The sequence below is a fragment of the Microbacterium sp. MYb64 genome (genome assembly GCF_002979495.1).
GTDB lineage: Bacteria > Actinomycetota > Actinomycetes > Actinomycetales > Microbacteriaceae > Microbacterium > Microbacterium azadirachtae_A.
This window is the reverse complement of record NZ_PCOW01000001.1, coordinates 189,034-206,129: the sequence shown is the minus strand read 5'-3', so window position 1 is coordinate 206,129 and position 17,096 is coordinate 189,034. Positions and strand designations below refer to the sequence as shown.

13 protein-coding genes, 1 tRNA gene and 1 other RNA gene are annotated in these 17,096 nt (G+C 72.1%); 7 read left to right on the top strand and 8 right to left on the bottom strand.

Translation table 11 applies throughout. From position 1 onward, the window contains the following. Positions 1-106: 106 nt before the first annotated feature. From ffs to CQ044_RS00975, 3 genes are all read right to left on the bottom strand, one after another. Positions 107-203, bottom strand: an RNA gene (gene ffs, locus CQ044_RS00985) — signal recognition particle sRNA small type. 52 nt (positions 204-255) lie between these two features. After that, on the bottom strand, positions 256-519 hold the full coding sequence (locus tag CQ044_RS00980) for a type II toxin-antitoxin system RelE/ParE family toxin (RefSeq protein ID WP_105686223.1): 264 nt from the start codon (positions 517-519) through the stop codon (positions 256-258). After that, complete coding sequence (locus CQ044_RS00975) at positions 516-782, bottom strand: type II toxin-antitoxin system Phd/YefM family antitoxin (protein WP_105686221.1); 267 nt, start codon at positions 780-782, stop codon at positions 516-518. The genes CQ044_RS00980 and CQ044_RS00975 overlap by 4 nt, the downstream gene beginning before the upstream one ends. Positions 783-943: 161 nt before the next feature. On the opposite strand from CQ044_RS00975, the gene CQ044_RS00970 reads away from it, so the two are divergent. From CQ044_RS00970 to CQ044_RS00955, 4 genes are all read left to right on the top strand, one after another. Further along, entirely contained in the window at positions 944-1,972 is a 1,029-nt protein-coding gene (locus CQ044_RS00970) for a MoxR family ATPase (protein WP_105686220.1), read from the top strand. A gap of 62 nt (positions 1,973-2,034) precedes the next feature. Further along, the gene (locus CQ044_RS00965; RefSeq protein WP_258133090.1) at positions 2,035-3,270 is read left to right on the top strand and encodes a DUF58 domain-containing protein; all 1,236 of its coding nucleotides are present in this window, start codon (positions 2,035-2,037) and stop codon (positions 3,268-3,270) included. Further along, the gene (locus tag CQ044_RS00960; RefSeq protein ID WP_181158138.1) at positions 3,260-5,575 is read left to right on the top strand and encodes a DUF3488 and transglutaminase-like domain-containing protein; all 2,316 of its coding nucleotides are present in this window, start codon (positions 3,260-3,262) and stop codon (positions 5,573-5,575) included. Before CQ044_RS00965 ends, CQ044_RS00960 begins: the two co-directional genes overlap by 11 nt. 168 nt (positions 5,576-5,743) lie before the next feature. Further along, entirely contained in the window at positions 5,744-8,713 is a 2,970-nt protein-coding gene (locus CQ044_RS00955) for a DEAD/DEAH box helicase family protein (protein ID WP_105686215.1), read from the top strand. A gap of 26 nt (positions 8,714-8,739) precedes the next feature. Here CQ044_RS00955 and CQ044_RS00950 read toward each other — a convergent pair whose 3' ends face one another. The 3 genes from CQ044_RS00950 to CQ044_RS00940 all read right to left on the bottom strand — a co-directional run bounded on the left by CQ044_RS00950 (position 8,740) and on the right by CQ044_RS00940 (position 11,847). Continuing rightward, positions 8,740-9,450, bottom strand: a complete 711-nt coding sequence (locus tag CQ044_RS00950) for a DedA family protein (protein ID WP_105686214.1) — start codon at positions 9,448-9,450, stop codon at positions 8,740-8,742. A gap of 108 nt (positions 9,451-9,558) precedes the next feature. Continuing rightward, entirely contained in the window at positions 9,559-10,455 is an 897-nt protein-coding gene (locus tag CQ044_RS00945) for a rhodanese-related sulfurtransferase (RefSeq protein WP_105686212.1), read from the bottom strand. A gap of 9 nt (positions 10,456-10,464) precedes the next feature. After that, the gene (locus CQ044_RS00940) at positions 10,465-11,847 is read right to left on the bottom strand and encodes an LssY C-terminal domain-containing protein (RefSeq protein WP_258133089.1); all 1,383 of its coding nucleotides are present in this window, start codon (positions 11,845-11,847) and stop codon (positions 10,465-10,467) included. A gap of 128 nt (positions 11,848-11,975) precedes the next feature. Here CQ044_RS00940 and CQ044_RS00935 point away from each other — a divergent pair. Beyond that, positions 11,976-12,063: transfer RNA gene (locus CQ044_RS00935), tRNA-Ser, on the top strand. A gap of 156 nt (positions 12,064-12,219) precedes the next feature. On the opposite strand, the gene CQ044_RS00930 is transcribed toward CQ044_RS00935, so the two are convergent. Together CQ044_RS00930 and CQ044_RS00925 are read right to left on the bottom strand one after the other, a co-directional pair. Continuing rightward, the gene (locus tag CQ044_RS00930) at positions 12,220-12,900 is read right to left on the bottom strand and encodes a TetR/AcrR family transcriptional regulator (protein ID WP_219844894.1); all 681 of its coding nucleotides are present in this window, start codon (positions 12,898-12,900) and stop codon (positions 12,220-12,222) included. Next, complete coding sequence (locus tag CQ044_RS00925; protein WP_181158137.1) at positions 12,897-14,648, bottom strand: glycoside hydrolase family 3 protein; 1,752 nt, start codon at positions 14,646-14,648, stop codon at positions 12,897-12,899. Before CQ044_RS00925 ends, CQ044_RS00930 begins: the two co-directional genes overlap by 4 nt. A 215-nt stretch (positions 14,649-14,863) precedes the next feature. Here CQ044_RS00925 and CQ044_RS00920 point away from each other — a divergent pair, with 215 nt between their 5' ends. Further along, positions 14,864-16,219, top strand: a complete 1,356-nt coding sequence (locus tag CQ044_RS00920) for an MFS transporter (RefSeq protein WP_105686207.1) — start codon at positions 14,864-14,866, stop codon at positions 16,217-16,219. Further along, complete coding sequence (locus CQ044_RS00915) at positions 16,216-17,016, top strand: tyrosine-protein phosphatase (RefSeq protein ID WP_105686205.1); 801 nt, start codon at positions 16,216-16,218, stop codon at positions 17,014-17,016. The genes CQ044_RS00920 and CQ044_RS00915 overlap by 4 nt, the downstream gene beginning before the upstream one ends. Positions 17,017-17,096 lie beyond the last annotated feature (80 nt).

The window sequence follows — 17,096 nt, the reverse complement described above, 5'->3', positions numbered from 1 at the left end:
ATATTTCCGATCTGTGCAGAACTTCCCGGATCCGCCTGCTGTGCAGGACGGATTTCGCGCATGCCAGCGGCACAGGCGATACGCACGGCGCACGCCGCAGGGCAAAAGAAAAGACCCTCCGCGCACCCGGCAGAGCCTGGTTACCCTTGCTGCGTTTCCGCCCTGGGGGAATTGGCCTGGGTGCCGCCACGCGGAGAGCCGTCGTCCAGTCTACCCGAGCTCGCGGGCGGCCGACGACCGGGCGGAGGACCTGCCTCACTTCTCGCGGTAGATCTCCCTGCGGTGCCCGACCGCGAGTACCAGCACGATCAGCCGGCCGTCCTGGATGTCGTAGATCACGCGATAGTCGCCGATGCGCACGCGCCAGGCCCCATCGCTGTTCACGAGTGGTTTCGCGGCCGGCGGGCGCGGCTCGTCCGCCAGCAACTCCACCGCGGCCTGGATACGCCGCCGTGCGACGGGATCCAGCTTCCTCAATTGCCGGAGGGCGGACGGCGCGAACTCGATCGCGAAGCTCATGCGAGCCCGAGCTCGGCCTTGACCTCATCCCATGGCACAGGCAGCTCGGAGGTCTCCGCCATCTCGCGTCGCGCGGCGACGGCGGCAGCCGCATCCTCCGCGTCCTCCGCGAGCTCCCGCATCCGCTCGAAGTCGGCGGCGTCGACGATCGCCACGACACGACGGCCCCGACGAGACAGGAAAACGGGCTCATGCGCCACATGCGCACGCTCCACGAGCGCACCCAGCTGACGCTTGGCGTCGGACAGCATCACATCGGACATGACCCAATGATACCAAAGTCCCCAATAGTGCCAATAGACCCTTTTCCCTCTCGATGAGGAAAGGGTCCGCATCGATCGGGATCCTGCATCCCGTCTCATCGTCCCCGCCCCGGGTTACGATCAAGACGCGGGCGCACCGCGGCGCCCGGTGAGAGGGACGCATGCACGCCACGAACACCGCCGACGTCACCACGAGCACCGCCCTGGACGCGACCTCTCGCGACGCCGCCGGGATCGACGCGACCGGCTTCGCCCGCCAGACCGCCGCGATCCTGTCCTCCATCACCGAGGTGATCGACGGCAAGGCCGACGCCGTCCGCAGCGCGCTGATCTGCCTGCTCGCGGAGGGGCATCTGCTCGTGGAAGACGTGCCGGGCGTCGGGAAGACCATGCTCGCGCGCGCTCTCGCGGCGAGCATCGATGCGACCGTGCGCCGCATCCAGTTCACCCCGGATCTGCTGCCCGGCGACGTCACCGGCGTGAGCGTCTACAACCCGGTCGCGCAGGAGTTCGAGTTCAAGCCGGGCGCCGTGTTCGCGCACATCGTCATCGCCGACGAGATCAACCGCTCCTCGCCCAAGACCCAGTCCGCGCTGCTGGAGGCGATGGAGGAGCACCAGGTCACCGTGGACGGGAACTCCCGGCCGCTCCCGGATCCGTTCCTCGTGGTCGCCACCCAGAACCCCCTCGAGATGGAGGGCACCTACGCCCTGCCGGAGGCGCAGCGCGACCGGTTCATGATGCGGATCTCGATGGGCTACCCGGATGCGGCGGCCGAGACGCTCATGCTGCGCCAGCGCGACACGGCCAACCCGCTCGACGGCATCCGCCCCGTGCTGACCGCGACCGACGTCCGCGCGCTCATCACCTGGGCGCGGTCAGTGCACGTCGCGCCGACGCTCGAGGAGTACGCCGTGGCCCTGTCGCAGGCCACCCGGAGCGACCCGAACCTGCATCTCGGGGCGAGCCCCCGGGCGACGCTGCAGCTCGTGCGCGCGGCGAAGGTGCAGGCCGCGCTCGACGGGCGCGACTACGTCGTCCCGGACGATCTCACCTCGCTGCTCCCCGCCGTGTTCGCACACCGGCTGATCCCCGCTCGCGGGCTGCACCGGGCCGGCGCACGCCCGATCGAGGCCGCGCTCGAGGGCATCGTGAGGCGGATCCCGGTGCCGGTGGGCCTTCCGCGGTGAACCGGCGAGAGCGCGCACACCGCGAAGCGGATCCGCCCGGCCGGAGGATGACCGGGCGCGGCGTGAGCGCGCTCCTTACCGGAATACTCCTCGTGATCGGCGCGAACGTGCTCGCCACGCCTGTGCTGCTGTACGTGGCCGCACTGTTGTTCGCACTGCTGGTCCTGGCGGCGCTGTTCGTGTTCGTCCCGCGCCGCCGTGCCCAGGTCGGCCGGACGGTCGCCGCGGACCTGCTCACGGTCGGCGACGACACCTCGGTGCGGGTGCGCGTGGATCTCCGCACGGTCATGAGGGAGCCGACGGGGCGCTGGCGCGATGGGCTGCCCGCCGCCGTGCACGGCTCCGCCACCGGCCCCTTCCCTCCCGATGACGTCGAGCGGATCCCCGGCGGGGCCACCATGACGATGAGCTACCCGATCTCGGGGGTGCGCCGCGGACTCGCCTCCCTCGGCCCGCTGCGGCTCAGCACCGCGGATCCGTTCGGACTGTTCGTCCGCACCGATGAGCTCGGCGATGTGACGCCGATCACGATCGTGCCGCAGGTCGTGCCGCTTCCGCGGCTGACCGACCGCACGGGGCGCGCCGGAGGCACGGCGCAGACCTCGTCGCACCGGCTCGGTCAGGGCGCGGACAACCTCTCCCCCCGCCGGTACGTCCCCGGGGACTCGATGCGGCGCATCCACTGGCGCGCGACGGCGCACCGCGGCGATCTGATGGTGCGCCAGGAGGAGCAGGAGTCGAGCCCCGACGCCCTGGTGGTGCTCGACCGCGCCGGTGCACGCTGGGTCACGGCGGGCGGGGACACGGACTTCGAAGCCTTCGACCGCGCCGTCACGGCCTGCGCCTCGATCGCCGTGCATCTCGTGGACAACGGCTTCGCGGTCGACGTGGTCGACGCGACCGGCGTGCTGATCGGCCGGCTGCGCGGCGCGGAGGACGAGCGCGACGGCCTGCTGGTGAGCCTCGCCGGCACGGCGCCGCGCTCCGGCGAGCGCGACCACGGGCTCCCGGCGGCGAGCGAAGGGCACACGGTCGGTCCGCTCGTCGTGATCACGGGCGCGATCGACGCGGCCGACGCCGGCGCGCTCCCGCACGGCGGGGCGGGAACCCCGATCCTGATCGCCACCGCCCCCGGGCCGGACGCGCTGTCCGCCGCCGAGACGCAGGGCTGGCGGACCGCGGAGCTCGGCGACGATCCCGCTGATGCCTGGGCCGACACCGGCGCGGGCGAGCCCGGATCCGCGACGGCGGACGCCGGCTCCGCGCACGGTGCGCAGGAGGCGGCGCATGTCCGCTGACATCAGCGCATACGGGGGTCCCCCGCGGCAGCGCCGGATGGACGGCGGGCCCGTGGCAGCCGCGCTGCTGACCGCGCTGGGTCTGGTCGTGGCGGTGTGGCCCCTCAGTGCCGTCGTCCAGCCCGGCGCCTGGGGCGCGGGCGCCATGGCGACCGCGGGCACGGTGGTCGTCGCGGGCGCCCTCGTGCGCTTCCTCACCCGCCGGGCTCCGATGTGGCTCGCGATCCCGGCCGTCCCGGTCGTGCAGCTCGGCGCGGGCGTCATCGCCCTCACGGTCTTCACGGCGCAGCAGGCCGGTCGTGGGTGGCTGCTGCCGTCGCCCGAGGTGTGGCGCGCGATCGATGCGTTCTTCACCGCCGCGCTCGGCGAGATCCGCGGCGGCGTCGCCCCCCTCGCGTCCTCCTCCGCGATCGCCGTGAGCGTCGCGACCGTGGCGGGCCTCATCGCCGTCGTGCTCGACCTCGTGCTCGTGACACTGCGCGCACCGCTCATCGCCGCCGTGCTGATCACCGCGCTCGGTGCGGCGCCGGGGGTCGTCGTCCACCAGGGCGCGAATCCGGTGTGGTTCATCGGGCTCGCCCTCGCGATCCTGTTCTTCCTGCACGTGCGGTTCGCACCCCCCGGATCCGAGCGCCGGGCGGCGGCGCGCGAGGAGACGGCAGCGGTCCGCCGAGAAGCCCCGGACGCGCCCCTGCGCACGCGACGCCTGCCGGCCGTCGTCCTGGGCTTCCTCGCCGTGCTCGCGGCGCTGATCGTGTCGCCGTTGCTGCCCTTGTCCGCCTCGGGGCTCAACGTCGGCGGCGGCAGCACCACACTGAGCGCGACCCTCAACCTGGGGCAGGATCTGCGCCGCCCCACCCCCGTGACCGCGCTCACGCTGATCACCCAGGACGGCACTCCGCCGTACCTGCGCATCGCGACGCTCACCCGATTCGACGGATCCACCTGGCAGCCGGACCGGCCCAGCACGGTGCCGTTGTCGCAAGGGTTCGGGGACGTCGCGGCTCCGGAGGGCGTCGCGGTGCACAAGACCAAGACCACGATCCGCACGGCCGGGATCTCCGGATCCTGGCTGCCCGTGCCGTACCAGGCCACGGCCGTGCGCGGAGAGAACGGCAGCTGGAACGCGGCCGCAGACAACCGCACCGTGATCGCGGCGAACGCCGACGCGGCCGACCAGAACTACTCGATCGACACGGCTGCGCTCCAGCCGACGCTCGATCAGATCCGCGCATCCACCTCGTCCGGGGCCGACGTCCCCGCCGACCTGCGCGCCCTGCCCGCGAAGATGCCGGCGATCATCACCGACAGCGCACGCGAGGTCGTCGGCGGCGCCACCACCGACTACGACAAGCTGATCGCCCTGCAGACGTGGTTCCGCGCCGGGTTCCGCTATTCGCTGCAGACGCCGGTCGACGACGGCTTCGACGGCACCAACGTCGATGCGGTCGCGAGGTTCCTCACCGTGCGCGAAGGGTACTGCGTGCACTTCGCCGGGGCGTTCGCCCTCATGGCCCGTTCGCTGGGCATGCCGACGCGGATCGTCGTCGGCTACCTGCCCGGCACGGCCACCGACCGCCGCTCCGACGACGGCAAGGTCGTTTACGAGGTCTCCACGGACCAGCTGCACTCCTGGCCCGAGGTGTACTTCGCCGGCATCGGCTGGGTGCCGTTCGAGCCGACCGCGACGCGCGGCGTCCCGACCGCGTTCACCGAGGACAGCTCCGGCGCCGGCGGCAGCACAGCGCCCTCCGCCGGCGCGACGCCCGCGCCCACGTCGACCGGCGCCGCCAAGGATCCGAAGAATCTCGATGTTCCGAATGCGGGTGCTGCCGGCGCGTCGACGCCGACCGCGCTGCAGGCGATGCCGGTGGTCTGGACGGTCCTGGGCGTGCTCGCGGTGCTGCTGATCCCCGCCCTGATCCGGCGTCTGCAGACGATGCGCCGACGCGCCGCCGCGGGCCATGGGGATGCCGTGGCTGCGTGGACCGAGCTGCGCGCGACGCTGCAGGATCTGGGCCTGCCGGCCTCGTCCGCGGAGTCGCCGCGCGCACGCGGCGCGCGCCTGGTGCAGGAGCGCGGGGTGGATCCCGCTGCCATGGAAGCGCTCGTGCGCGCGATCGAGCACGCCAGCTATGCGCGGCTGGCATCTGGCTCCCCGCCGGAGGGCTCCGATCTGCGCCCGCCGCTCGACGCCATCCGGGCGCGACTGCGCGCGCACGTCTCCCGTCGCGACAGGATCGCCGCGGCGCTGACCCCGCGCTCGCTGCTCGGCTCCCGGCTATTGGCGACCTCGACGTCCTGATTCCCGGACGCACGTCAGCGACGCGCCGGTTCGACGCCGGGGACGCGCGGAGTCGACGCCGGAGCCTCCGACGCGCCTGACCCCGCCCCCGCGGCGGCTACGCTCGGAGTCCGGTGCCGATCCGGCGGCGCCGCACGGCGGGGACGGCGCCGGCACGGAGGGGGACGCATGGCGGAGTCGACCGCGCCCCTCGGAGATCCGCCCCTCGGGGACTGGCGCTTCACGGGCACCCTGCGCACGTACCAGGCGCAGGTGCTGGCGCAGTTGGCCCCCGGATCCCAATCCGAGCTGCACATCGTCGCGCCGCCCGGCTCCGGCAAGACGCTGCTCGGACTGCTGCTCGCCGCTCGCGAGGGCGGACGCACGCTCGTGCTCGCCCCGAACACGACGATCCGCGAGCAGTGGGCGCGCACCGCGTCCGCGCTCGCTCCCGATACCGCGGCGGTGTCGACGGATCCGCTGCGCATCGGCGACCTGACCGCGCTGACCTACCAGGCGCTCAGCGTCACGGGCGACGGGTCTCCGTTCGAGGCGCTCGCCCGCGCGAGGTGGGCGGACGAACTCGTGGACAGCGGCCGCACGCAGGCCGCGGCGGAGACGTGGCTCGCGGAGCTCGCGGTCGACAACCCGGCGCAGTACCGCACCGGCCTGCGCGGGCGGGTGAAACGGATCCGGCGCCGGTTCACGCGGGAGCGGCCACAGGCGATCGCCCGCGTGCTGCATCCGAACGCGGTCTCGCTCCTGGAGCGGATCGTGGACGCCGGGGTCGACACCATCGTCCTCGACGAGTGCCATCATCTACTGGATCATTGGGCGCTCGTCGTCGCCTACCTCGTCGGCGCGATCCGCGAGCGCGGCGGGCGCGGCCTCGTGATCGGGCTCACGGCCACCCTGCCGGACGTCGCAGACGGCACCGAGTTCGACAACTACACGCAGCTGCTCGGCGAGGTCGACTTCGAGGTGCCGACCCCGGCGGTGGTGAAGGAGGGCCATCTCGCGCCCTACCGCGACCATGTGTGGTTCACCGAGCCGGTGCCGGCCGAGGCCGCCTTCATCCGCCGGCACGGCGAGCACCTGGACGCCCTGCTCGCTCAGGTGCTGTCCACCCCCGATGGCATGCGCTACCTCGAGGAGCGTCTGCAGCCCGCGGATCCGGATCCGCCGGAACCACCGGTGCCCGAGCGCGCCCCGGCCGCCGGGCCCCTCGACGCGACCGTCATCGTGCCGCCCTCCCCCGCGGCGCTCGAGCGCGCGCTCGCGGACGACCTCCCCCTCACGCGCTCCTGCGGCGTGGTGCTGCGCACGCTCGCCCCGCAGCATCCGCTCTGCGCGATCCTGCCGCCCGTGCTGTTCGAGCGCTGCACGACCGACGATCTGCTCGCCGTCCTGGCGCGCTTCGCACTCACCCGGCTGCTGCCGGATCCGCGCGCGAAGCAGCAGTGGCGCTACGTCAAGAAGGCCCTCGCCGACTTCGGCCTGCTGCTCACCGATCGCGGACTCCGCCGCGGCAGGGATCCGGTGGAGACCACCCTCGCCTTCTCGGAGGCCAAGGACCGCGCGGCTGTGGACATCCTCCGCCTCGAGCTGAGCGGAGCGGACGGCGCGAGGGTCAAAGCCGTCATCGTGACCGACTTCGTGGAGCACGGCAACAGCCGCGGCCTCGTCGGCGAGACCGCGGCCGGGGCGCTGCGCGCCTACGACTTCGTCGTGAACGATCCGCTGACCGCGGCCCTGAACCCCGTGCTGCTGACCGCGGACCGCATCCGCGTGCCGGCGGCCCGCGCAGACGAGCTCGCGGCCGCGCTCACCGCACACGTGGGATCGGCCGTCCAAGTGCGTCCGGGCGGCGTCGGACCGTGGCGCGACCTCGACGCCCCCGGTGCCGGCGCAGGGCGCATCGTCGCCGCGGTCTCGGCCCTGATGTCGGCGGGATCCGTGCGCCTCCTCGTCGGCACCCGCGGGCTGCTCGGCGAGGGCTGGGACTGCCCCGCCGTGAACACGCTGATCGACCTCACCACCGTGACCACCTCGACGGGAGCCCCGCAGCTGCGCGGCCGCACCCTGAGGCTGGATCCGGCCTGGCCGGAGAAGGTCGCGCACAACTGGTCGGTGACCTGCCTGATCCCGGCCGACGTGGCCCTGGACGACGCCACGGAGCATCGCCGGCTCGCCCGGCGACACGGCCATCTGCTCGGACTCAGCGCGGACGACGACGGGCGGATCGTCCGCGGTCTCGGCAACGCGCTGTCGCACGGCGCGCGCGAGGCGCTGAACCGCGTGCTCGGCAAGGATCCCGAGACGTCCGTGAGCGCGCTCGGCGAGCTGGTGCGCACCGAGGTGATCCCGCGCACCGAGACCCGCACCGCCTGGCGGATCGGGGAAGCCTACGTGGCGGAGGAGCGCGAGGCGCTCACGGTGCGGAGGGCCTCGGTCTCCGCGCTCGTCCCCGCGACGCGTGCGGTCCGCTCGGCGCTCCCCTGGGCCGTGCTGCTCGGCATGACGGGGAGCGCGGGCGTCACCGCCCTCGTCGCGAGCGCCGTCCCGATCACGCCGGCCGCGGGGGTCGGCATCGCCGTCGCGATCGGGGCGGCACTTTCGCTGAGCGGCGCGGTCGGACCGCTGGTGCGCGAGCGCCGCCGGCGGCGCGACCCCGCGGCGTCCATCAGGGGTGCGGCGGTGGCGCTCACACGCACCCTGGCCGAGACCGGACGGATCCGCCCGACGGATGAGGCCGCGATCGTCGTCCGCGACGAGGGCGACCGGATGAGGATCGAGCTCTCCGGCCCCGACCAGCGCATCGTCGCGGATGCGGTGCAGGAGCTCTTCGCCCCGCCGTCCGCCCCGCGCTTCCTGCTGCGGACCGACCGCGACGACGTCGGCGGCGGGACCTCGCTCGTCGGCATGGTCGCCGCGATGCGCCGCGAGGATCTGCGCGGGGCGGCGTTCCTGGCGGTCCCCCGAGTGCTCGCCCGGCGTCGCGCCGACGCCGAGGCGTTCGCGCGGCACTGGCGCGAGAACGTCGGCGCGGCGGAGCTCATCGAGCTCCAGGGCGAACAGGGCCTCGCGCTGCTCGCGCTCGCCCGTCGCACCCCGCGGGTGCTCGACGCCGCGGAACCGCGCACGACGCTCTGGGGCTGACCGTCCCCTGTCGCCGCCGGGGCGGCTCAGGATCCTTCGGAGGACCCGCTCGCCGGGAGTCCGGCCGCGGAGGCCGGCTCCGGCCCGGCCCCGGCCGTCGACGCGGCGGCGGGAGAACTTGGTCGCGCCGGCTCCGCATCCCCGCGGCGTCCGTGCCACCAGCGCAGCAGATGGTCGATGCCGAACCCCAGGATGACGGCGAACACCACGGCGATGCCGACCCCGAGCAGCGGGTTCTCGTGCACCCACTGGCCGGCCAGCAGTCCGATGCCCAGGGCGTAGGCGACCCACGTGATGCACGCGAAGAGGTCGTAGAGGAAGAACTTGCGGTGCGGGAAGCCCGTCTGGCCCGCCATGTAGTTCACGGCGACCCGTCCCCACGGGATGTACCGCGCGGTGAAGATCAGCGCTGCGCCGCGCTTGTCGAGCTCGTAGCGGGCCCATTCGAACATCTTGTGCACCCGCGGCCGCCGCATCCACGCCCAGCGTTCGGTGCCGATCGTGCGGCCGAGCAGGTACGCCATGTTGTCCCCCGCGACCGCGCCGACCAGGGCGACCAGCCCGAGCACCACGAGGTTCGGCTGGCCGTTGTGCAGCGACAGCGCGGCCAGCGCGACGAGCGCCGTCTCGCTGGGCAGGATGGTCGCGAAGCCGTCGATGAAGAAGAACACCAGCAGCACGGGGAACAGCCAGAGCTGCCCCGCAGCATGCAGCAGCCAGGCGTTCAGCAGGTCCATGCCATCCACGCTACGGCGCACGGGAACGCCCGTCGTCATACCTGAGAGTGATGTTCCGTACTGTTCACCGTAGGCGGATGCCCCGGGACGCCGCTGCGCGCCCGCGCCTCAGACCGTGGTCGCGTGCTCCGCGCACGGCACCGCCACGCACGTCGCGCAGACCACCGCCTGATGCCGGCACGAGGGGTCCGGGCAGTTCGCGGTGCGGTTCGTGGCTGCGCCGCAGCCCGCGCACACGCCGACGACGGCCGCGTGATCGGAGAAGTCGACGGATCCGCGCCCGTCGAACACGTACAGGGATCCATCCCACAGTCCGTCGTCGCCGAACCGCTCGCCGTAGCGGACGATCCCGCCCTCGAGCTGGTAGACCTCGCCGAACCCGCGCGCCGCCATGAGACTCGACAGCACCTCGCAGCGGATCCCGCCGGTGCAGTAGGTGACGACGGGGCGGCCTTTGAGGTTGTCGTACGCGCCGGAGTCGAGCAGTCCGACGAAGTCGCGCGTCGTCTCGACGTCCGGCACGATCGCTCCGCGGAACCGGCCGATCCCGGCTTCCAGGGCGTTGCGCCCGTCGAAGAACACGACGTCGTCCCCGCGTTCGGCGACGAGCTCATGCAGCGCGTCGGGGCTCAGCCGGGTGCCGCCGCCGACCACCCCGCGCTCGTCGACCTGCAGCTCCCCCGGGGCGCCGAACGAGACGATCTCGTCGCGCACCTTCACGCTGAGCTTGGGGAAGTCGGCGCTGTATCCGTCGGCGTCGACCGCCGTTCCCTCGCTCCACTTGACGTCGGCGTCGCGGAACGGCGCATAGGCGCGGAACGAGCGCAGCCACTTCTTCACGGCCGGCAGGTCTCCGCCGAGGGTTCCGTTGATGCCGTGCGGCGAGATCAGGATCCGTCCCCGCAGGTGCAGCGCCTCGCCGAGGTCCCGCTGCCAGAGGCGGATCGCCTCCGGATCCGGCAGGGGCGCGAAGGCGTAGAACAGCACGATCTTCGGGGTGGGCACCCAGCGATCCTAGTCGCGCGCCGGCTGCGCCCTTCGCCGGGCCCAGGCGCCTGCCGACTCGCTCGACAGGGCGAGCAGCGCCAGGCACTGCAGCGAGGCGGACAGCAGCGTCCCGTTGAGTCCGAGCGTCGCGGTGCCGTCGAGGTAGTCGATCGCGGTCGAGAGCACGCCGATCGTGAGCAGCACCATCAGGATCGCCCTGGATCGCCGTCCGCGACGCAGCACGAACCAGACCACGACGAGCTGCGCGACCGCGATGAGCACCCCGAAGCCGAGCACCCCGAGCATCACCGCCACCACCTCGGGCGGTGCGGACACGAAGACCGATTGCACGCCGGGATCGGCGGCGGCGCCGAGGGTCAGGCCGAGGATGTCGCTCAGGGCGCCGAGGACGGCCACGCATGCGGCGAAGAAGGTCGACAGCGGCGCGCGCCGCATCGACCGCTCGGCCGTGACCCGCAGCGATTCGCCGTGCCCTTCTCCTGGGCGGTCCACGGCGGGATCCGCATCAAACTCGTCGTCGGATCCGTCCGTCTCCTCGTGCGGGGCGGTGCGCACTCCGGTCACGTCGATGATCGGCAGGTGGCCGTCGGTGATGAACCGGTCGCCCCCTCCGTTGCGGGAGTGGTAGCCGGTGGTGAAGTCGCGGAGGTCCCGCACGCGCACCGCGGGGTCGGCCTCGCGCGCGCTCTGCACCACGAAGTCGCGCTCGACGTCGGTGTTCTCGTCGATCCGGTGGGTGACCTGCAGCGTGAACAGGCTGAGGCCCACGTCGGTGTCGTAGGTGCCCGCGCCGAGCCAGTCCGCCTTCGCGCCGCCGGGCAGCAGCCAGCCGGGAGGGCAGTGCCAGAAGCGCACGTGGTGGCGCTGCTTGGGGTTGCCGGCGACCTCCTGCTGGTAGGCCACGTCGTGCCGGCGTCCGAACAGCATGAGCGGCGACACCGGCGCCGTCGGATAGCTGCGCCGGGTGAGCGTCGAGACGATGATCCCCCAGGTCGAGGCGGCGGTGATCTCGTCGGCCCGATGCCAGCCCGCCCGCGTCATGACGTCGTCGAGCTGCGCCGCCGTGCCGTCGACCCCGAGATTGACCGGATCCCCCAGCAGGCCGTCGCCCGTGCGCGTGCGCCCGAAGAAGTAGTCGGGCACGTAGAGGTCGCTCAGCAGCCGGTGCAGGCGCGGCAGCACGAGATACGCCATGATCGCCCACACCGGGATGAACAGCAGCAGCGCCCACGGCGAGCGGACGCCCTCGATAGAGATGATCGCCGCCAGCCAGACCGCGGCGACGGTGCCGATGAGGAACGCGATCCGGTCGAACACCGTCGACGAGGGCAGCGGCTGCTGCATCTGCAGCGCCCAGCGGCGCCTCGACGGATGCTCTGCGTCGCTCACGGCTGCCTCTCCTTCGCGGTCGTCCTCAATCCTGGCACGAGGGCCGGGCACGCGTCCGGCGGGCACGTGCATCCGGACCGGTCAGGACCATCCCGTCGCATCGGATAGGATGGTCAGGTTGTATTCCTGGTGACGTGTCCGAGCGGCCGAAGGAGCACGCTTGGAAAGCGTGTGTTGTGCAAGCAACCGCGGGTTCGAATCCCGCCGTCACCGCCAGATTGAAGCGCCGCCCCGAGATCCACGGGGTGGCGCTTCACTCGTCTCCCGGCCCGTGGGGCCTCGCCGGGGCGTTCGGCCTCGCCGTTTCAAGGACGAATGCAACTCCGCAGGACGGATCCGTTCGGATCCGTCCCGCGGAGTTGCAGAAGTCCTTCAGAGTTGCGGCTCCATGGGCGCCCCCGGCTGGGCTTCGCCGGCCGAGTTCAGCGCGCACGCACGGTCATAGAGCGCGTCCGCCGCCGTTCGGAACGTCGCGGCGTAGTCGATCCTGTCCGGCAGCGTCGACCACTGGTCGCGGATCCCCTCGTTCAGCGCCAGAAGCTCGAGGACGAGCTGCTGAGGATCCTGATCCGCCCTGATCTCGCCGGCGGCGATCCGATCGGTCACGAACGGCACGAGCGTGTCCAGAGCCGCCTCGAGGGTCCGCTGCGCGCGCCCCTCGACGGGATGCCCCGCGATCCGGGAGGCGCCGGTGAGCATGACCCGGAAGCGCAGCAGATCCGGTTCCTCCGCCGCGGTGGCGACCGCGGAGATGAAGTCGTCGAAGAGCGCGCGCACCGACGGCGCGGGCACCCTGATCGACTGGTAGGCCTCCTCGCGGCGCTCCACGACGGCCATGAAGAGATCGGTCTTGGTCGCGAAATGGTGCAGGAGGCCGGCATCGGTCACGCCCGCCTCGCGGGCGATGTCCGCCACCCGCGCGGACTCGTATCCCTTGCGCCCGAACTCGCGGGTCGCGGCGGCGAGGATCGCCGCACGGCGGGTCTCACCGCGGGCGATGCGCTTGTCGGTCTCGGCGGACTTGTCGGTCTCGGGCGTGGTGGCACGGGTCACACTGACGACCATACGAGACCCGCACCGCACCGGAACAACGGGTCGGCGGTGTCGAACGGCACGTCCTCCCTGGAGTCGATCACGGCCGACATCGAACGCGGCAGGTCGAAGGGCAGGCGCCCCGTGACGGCGGCGCCCCCGGAGACGGCGTCCCAGAGGACGTCGTCGTCCACCCCGAAAGTTCCCACGAGCACGATCGGCAGCGCGGCGAGCGGGGTGAGCACCGCCGCGCGTTCGAGGAAGACGTCCACCACGGTCGGCACCGTCTCGGCGATCGCCGCGATGCGCGCGACTTCCGCGGAGGGGAACTCCAGGCTCCCGCCGTGGAAGCCCTGCTCGAGAAGTCCCTCCGCCGCCTCGTACGGCGCCGCGATCCGCAGGACCGCGACATCGGCTTCCTCCGGGGCGTCGACCACGAGGGCGCGACCTTCGAGCACCCGCGCGTCGATGCCCTCGACGTACACCCTGGTCGTCGGCGTGATCTCCATCGCCGCGCCCTGCAGCGCGACGATGGACGCACTCTGAGCCCTCCGGGCGAGGGCGCGATGGGCGGGCACCGCGATGCGCTCGGCCACATCCCCGACAGCCGCGACCCGGTCTGCTGCGTCCGCGAGCAGCCCGAGGCGCTCCTTCTCCCGCAGCACACGTCGCACCGACTCGTCGATCCTCTCGACCGGCACGAGCCCTCGCTCGATCGCGGCGAGCACGGGCTCGGGATCGTCCTCGCCGCCCAGCTGGTCCACGCCGGCGTCGAAGAGCCGGGCGACGCGCTCGACCGGATCCGCGTCGAGCATGCCCCAGGCGCGCACCGGCAGCTCCAGGCCGAGCCGGGGCAGGCGCATGCCGTGCACGATGTTGAAGTCGGTCACGACGACCCCGTCGAAGCCGAGGCGCTCGCGCAGGAGCCCCGTGATGATCCGCCGTTCGAAGGCGAAGCCGACCTCCGCGTAGTCGAGTCCGAGCGGCGCCGCATAGCCCGGCATCACGCGGACGACGCCGGCGTGCACCGCTGCGGCGAAGGGGGCGAGGTGGTCTTCGAACCGTCCTCCGGGATACACGGTGTGCGCCCCTCGCTCGAAGTGGGCGTCCTCGCCGCCGCGCTGCGGTCCGCCCCCGGGGAAGTGCTTGACGGTGGCGGCGACGCCGGAATCCTGAAGCCCCGCGACGTAGGCCGCGACGAGCTCGCCGGCGAGCTGCGGATCCTCCCCGAACGTGCCGGCGACGCGCGCCCAGCGCGGCTCCGTGGCGAGATCGGCCATGGGATGCAGGGCGATGTGCAGTCCCGCGGCGCGCAGCTCGGATCCGATCATCCCGGCGATCTCGCGCACGAGCTCCGGATCGCGAGTGGCGGCGAGGCCGATCGGCTCCGGCAGCACCGTGAATCCGCCGCCGCTCATCGCGACCTGCGCGTTACGGACGCGACCGTGCACGGGGTCGGCCGCGACCGACACCGGGATGCCGAGGCGGGTGTCCGCGGCGAGCGCGCGGACGGCGGAACCCCAGCGGGCGAGGTCAGCGACCGGCGCCGGGTTCATCAGGGTGAGGTGGGTCACGTGCCGATCGCGCACCAGCTCGGTCGTCGGGTGGAAGCCGAACGGGGATTCACCATCGGCGCCCTCCCACAGCGTTCCGTCGGCCCCGCACACGACGCGGGCGACGAGCAGGCTCCCCACCTTCTCCTCAAGGGTCATCAGACGCAGCAGATCGTCCACTCGCTGGTCGTCGATCGTCGTGGGCTCTGCGTGCATGACCGCTCCCTCAGCTCTCGCGCGGGGAACCGCTCCCCGCGTCAGGACCATAAACCTAGTGGCTACTAGGCGAGTCTGTCAGAAGCGATTGCGCCTCTCGGATCCGGCGAGCTACGCTCCTGAACGAGTTAACCTAGTCGTCACTAAGGCTTTACGGTCCGGACGTGAGGCGCTGGTCCAATGAGGGACCCGCACGATTCCGAGGAAGGATCACCATGACCACGCCCGTCACCGACGCATCCGCACCGCTGCGCGTGCCGATGTCCCGCGTCTATCTGCTCGCCCTCATCGAACTGGTCACGCTCGGCGCCCTCGTCACGCCGCTCGTGGTCTCCCTGTCGCTGAAGGTGCTGCAGATCGTTCCCGCCACGCAGAAGGAGGGAGCGCTGGGCCTCGTCACGGCTCTCGGCGCGCTGGCGGCGCTGCTGGCGAATCCGGTCTTCGGCCATCTCTCCGACCGCACCCGCTCCCGCTTCGGCCGACGGCGCCCCTGGCTCCTGGCCGGCGCCGTCGGCGGACTCCTCTCGGCGGTGATCCTCACGGTCGCCCCGAACGTGCCCGTCCTGGTCCTCGGATGGGTGCTCTCCCAGGTCGCCTACAACGCCACCCTGGCCTCGCTGTCGGCACTGCTGGCCGATCAGATCCCGGAGGAGCAGCGCGCCAAGGCCTCGGGGATCTTCGGCGCCTTCGGATTCCTCGGCCTGGTGCCGGCGATGCTGGTGGCGACCCTGTTCGCATCCAACCTGCCCGTGGTCATCCTGGCGATGCCCCTGGTCGCCGTGATCATCATCGTGATCGTGTGCCTCCGGCTTCCCGATCCCCCCGCCTCGCACACCGCAGGTGAGCAGCGTTCGATCCGGCAGGTCTTCGCTGCGTTCGTGTTCAATCCGTTCCGGACGCGGGCCTTCACCCTCGTGTGGATCCAGCGCGCCACCATGCAGTTCGGATACTCCGTCGTGTCCACGTTCGGGCTGTTCTATCTGATGGTGCGTTTGAACCTGGAGCAGACCTCGGCCGCATCGCTCACCTCGGTCGCCACGCTGGCCGGTGCCGCACTCAACTTCATCGCGGCCTTCGCGTGCGGCTACTTCGCGTCCCGGCGCGGCAACTACACCCCGTTCGTGGTCGCCTCGGTCACGCTCATGGCCGTATCGCTGCTGCTCAAGGCGTTCACCGACAGCACCGCGGTGTTCTGGATCAGCTCCCTGCTCGCCGGGCTCGCGCTCGGCGCGTACTACGCGGTCGACCTCGCCCTGGCGATGCGCACGCTGCCGCTCGGCGAGGAGGGCAAGTACCTCGGCATCTTCAACATCGCCAAGACGCTGCCCCAGTCCATCGCCCCCGCCCTGGCCCCTCTCATCGTGCTGATCGGAGGCGCGGACCCGATCTCGGGAGGCGACAAGAACTACGCTGCTCTCTATCTCGTGGGGACGGCGGTCGTGCTCGCATCGCTGCTGACCCTGCCAGGGCTGCGCGGTGTGCTGCGCCGCGACGCATATGAGCGCACGCGCACCGAACTCGTCCGCATCCAGGCCGCCGCAATGCCGGCCAACCGACAGGAGATCGTATGACCACCCTCATCGACGGCACGTACAACTCGCGAGACACGGGAGGGATGCCGCTCACCGGCGGCGGGTTCACGCGGCACGGCGTGCTCTACCGCTCTGACGCGCTCAGCACCACGACGGACGCCGGGTTGGACGCGATCGCCGCCAGCCCGATCGGCACGATCGTCGACTTCCGCACGGAGAGCGAGAGGGCAGAAGCCCCCAACCGCCTGCCCTCGCAGCACTCGTTCCGGGTGCGCGAGCTCTCTCTTCTCGAAGGTGCGATGACCGGCGCTCCGGCGGCCGGACCGTCGAGCACCGCCGGCGGCACGGGTGCGCCCGACGAGGAGACGATGCGGGCGATGCTCGCGCGGATCCCGACGCTCCCTGTCCTGTACACGGCGATGCTGGAGAGCGCGGCGACCGCCTTCGCGGAGGTGGCGCGCGTGCTCGTCTCCCCCGAGGATCCGGACCGTCCAGGAGTGCTCGTGCACTGCACGGCGGGCAAGGACCGCACCGGCGTGGCGACTGCTCTGCTGCTCGACGCCGCCGGAGCGGACCGGGCTGCGATCGTCGCCGACTACGCCGCCAGCGAGCGCAATCTCGCCGGCGAATGGGCCGAGCGGATGCTCGCACGCGCCCGGACCTGGGGGGTTCCGCTGGTTCCCGCGATCACCGATCTGGTCACCGCGACCCCGCCGTCCGCGATGGAGACCGCACTCTCCTGGATCGATGACCGCGGCGGATCCGCGTCCTATCTCCTCGACGGGGGCCTGGCGCCGGCCGAGCTGGACCGTCTGCGCGAGCGCATCGCCGGCTGAGGTCTGAGCCGCCCGCGCGCCGGCCGCCGTTTTCGAGGACATCTGCAACTCTGCAGGACGGATCCGCCCGGATCCTCCTG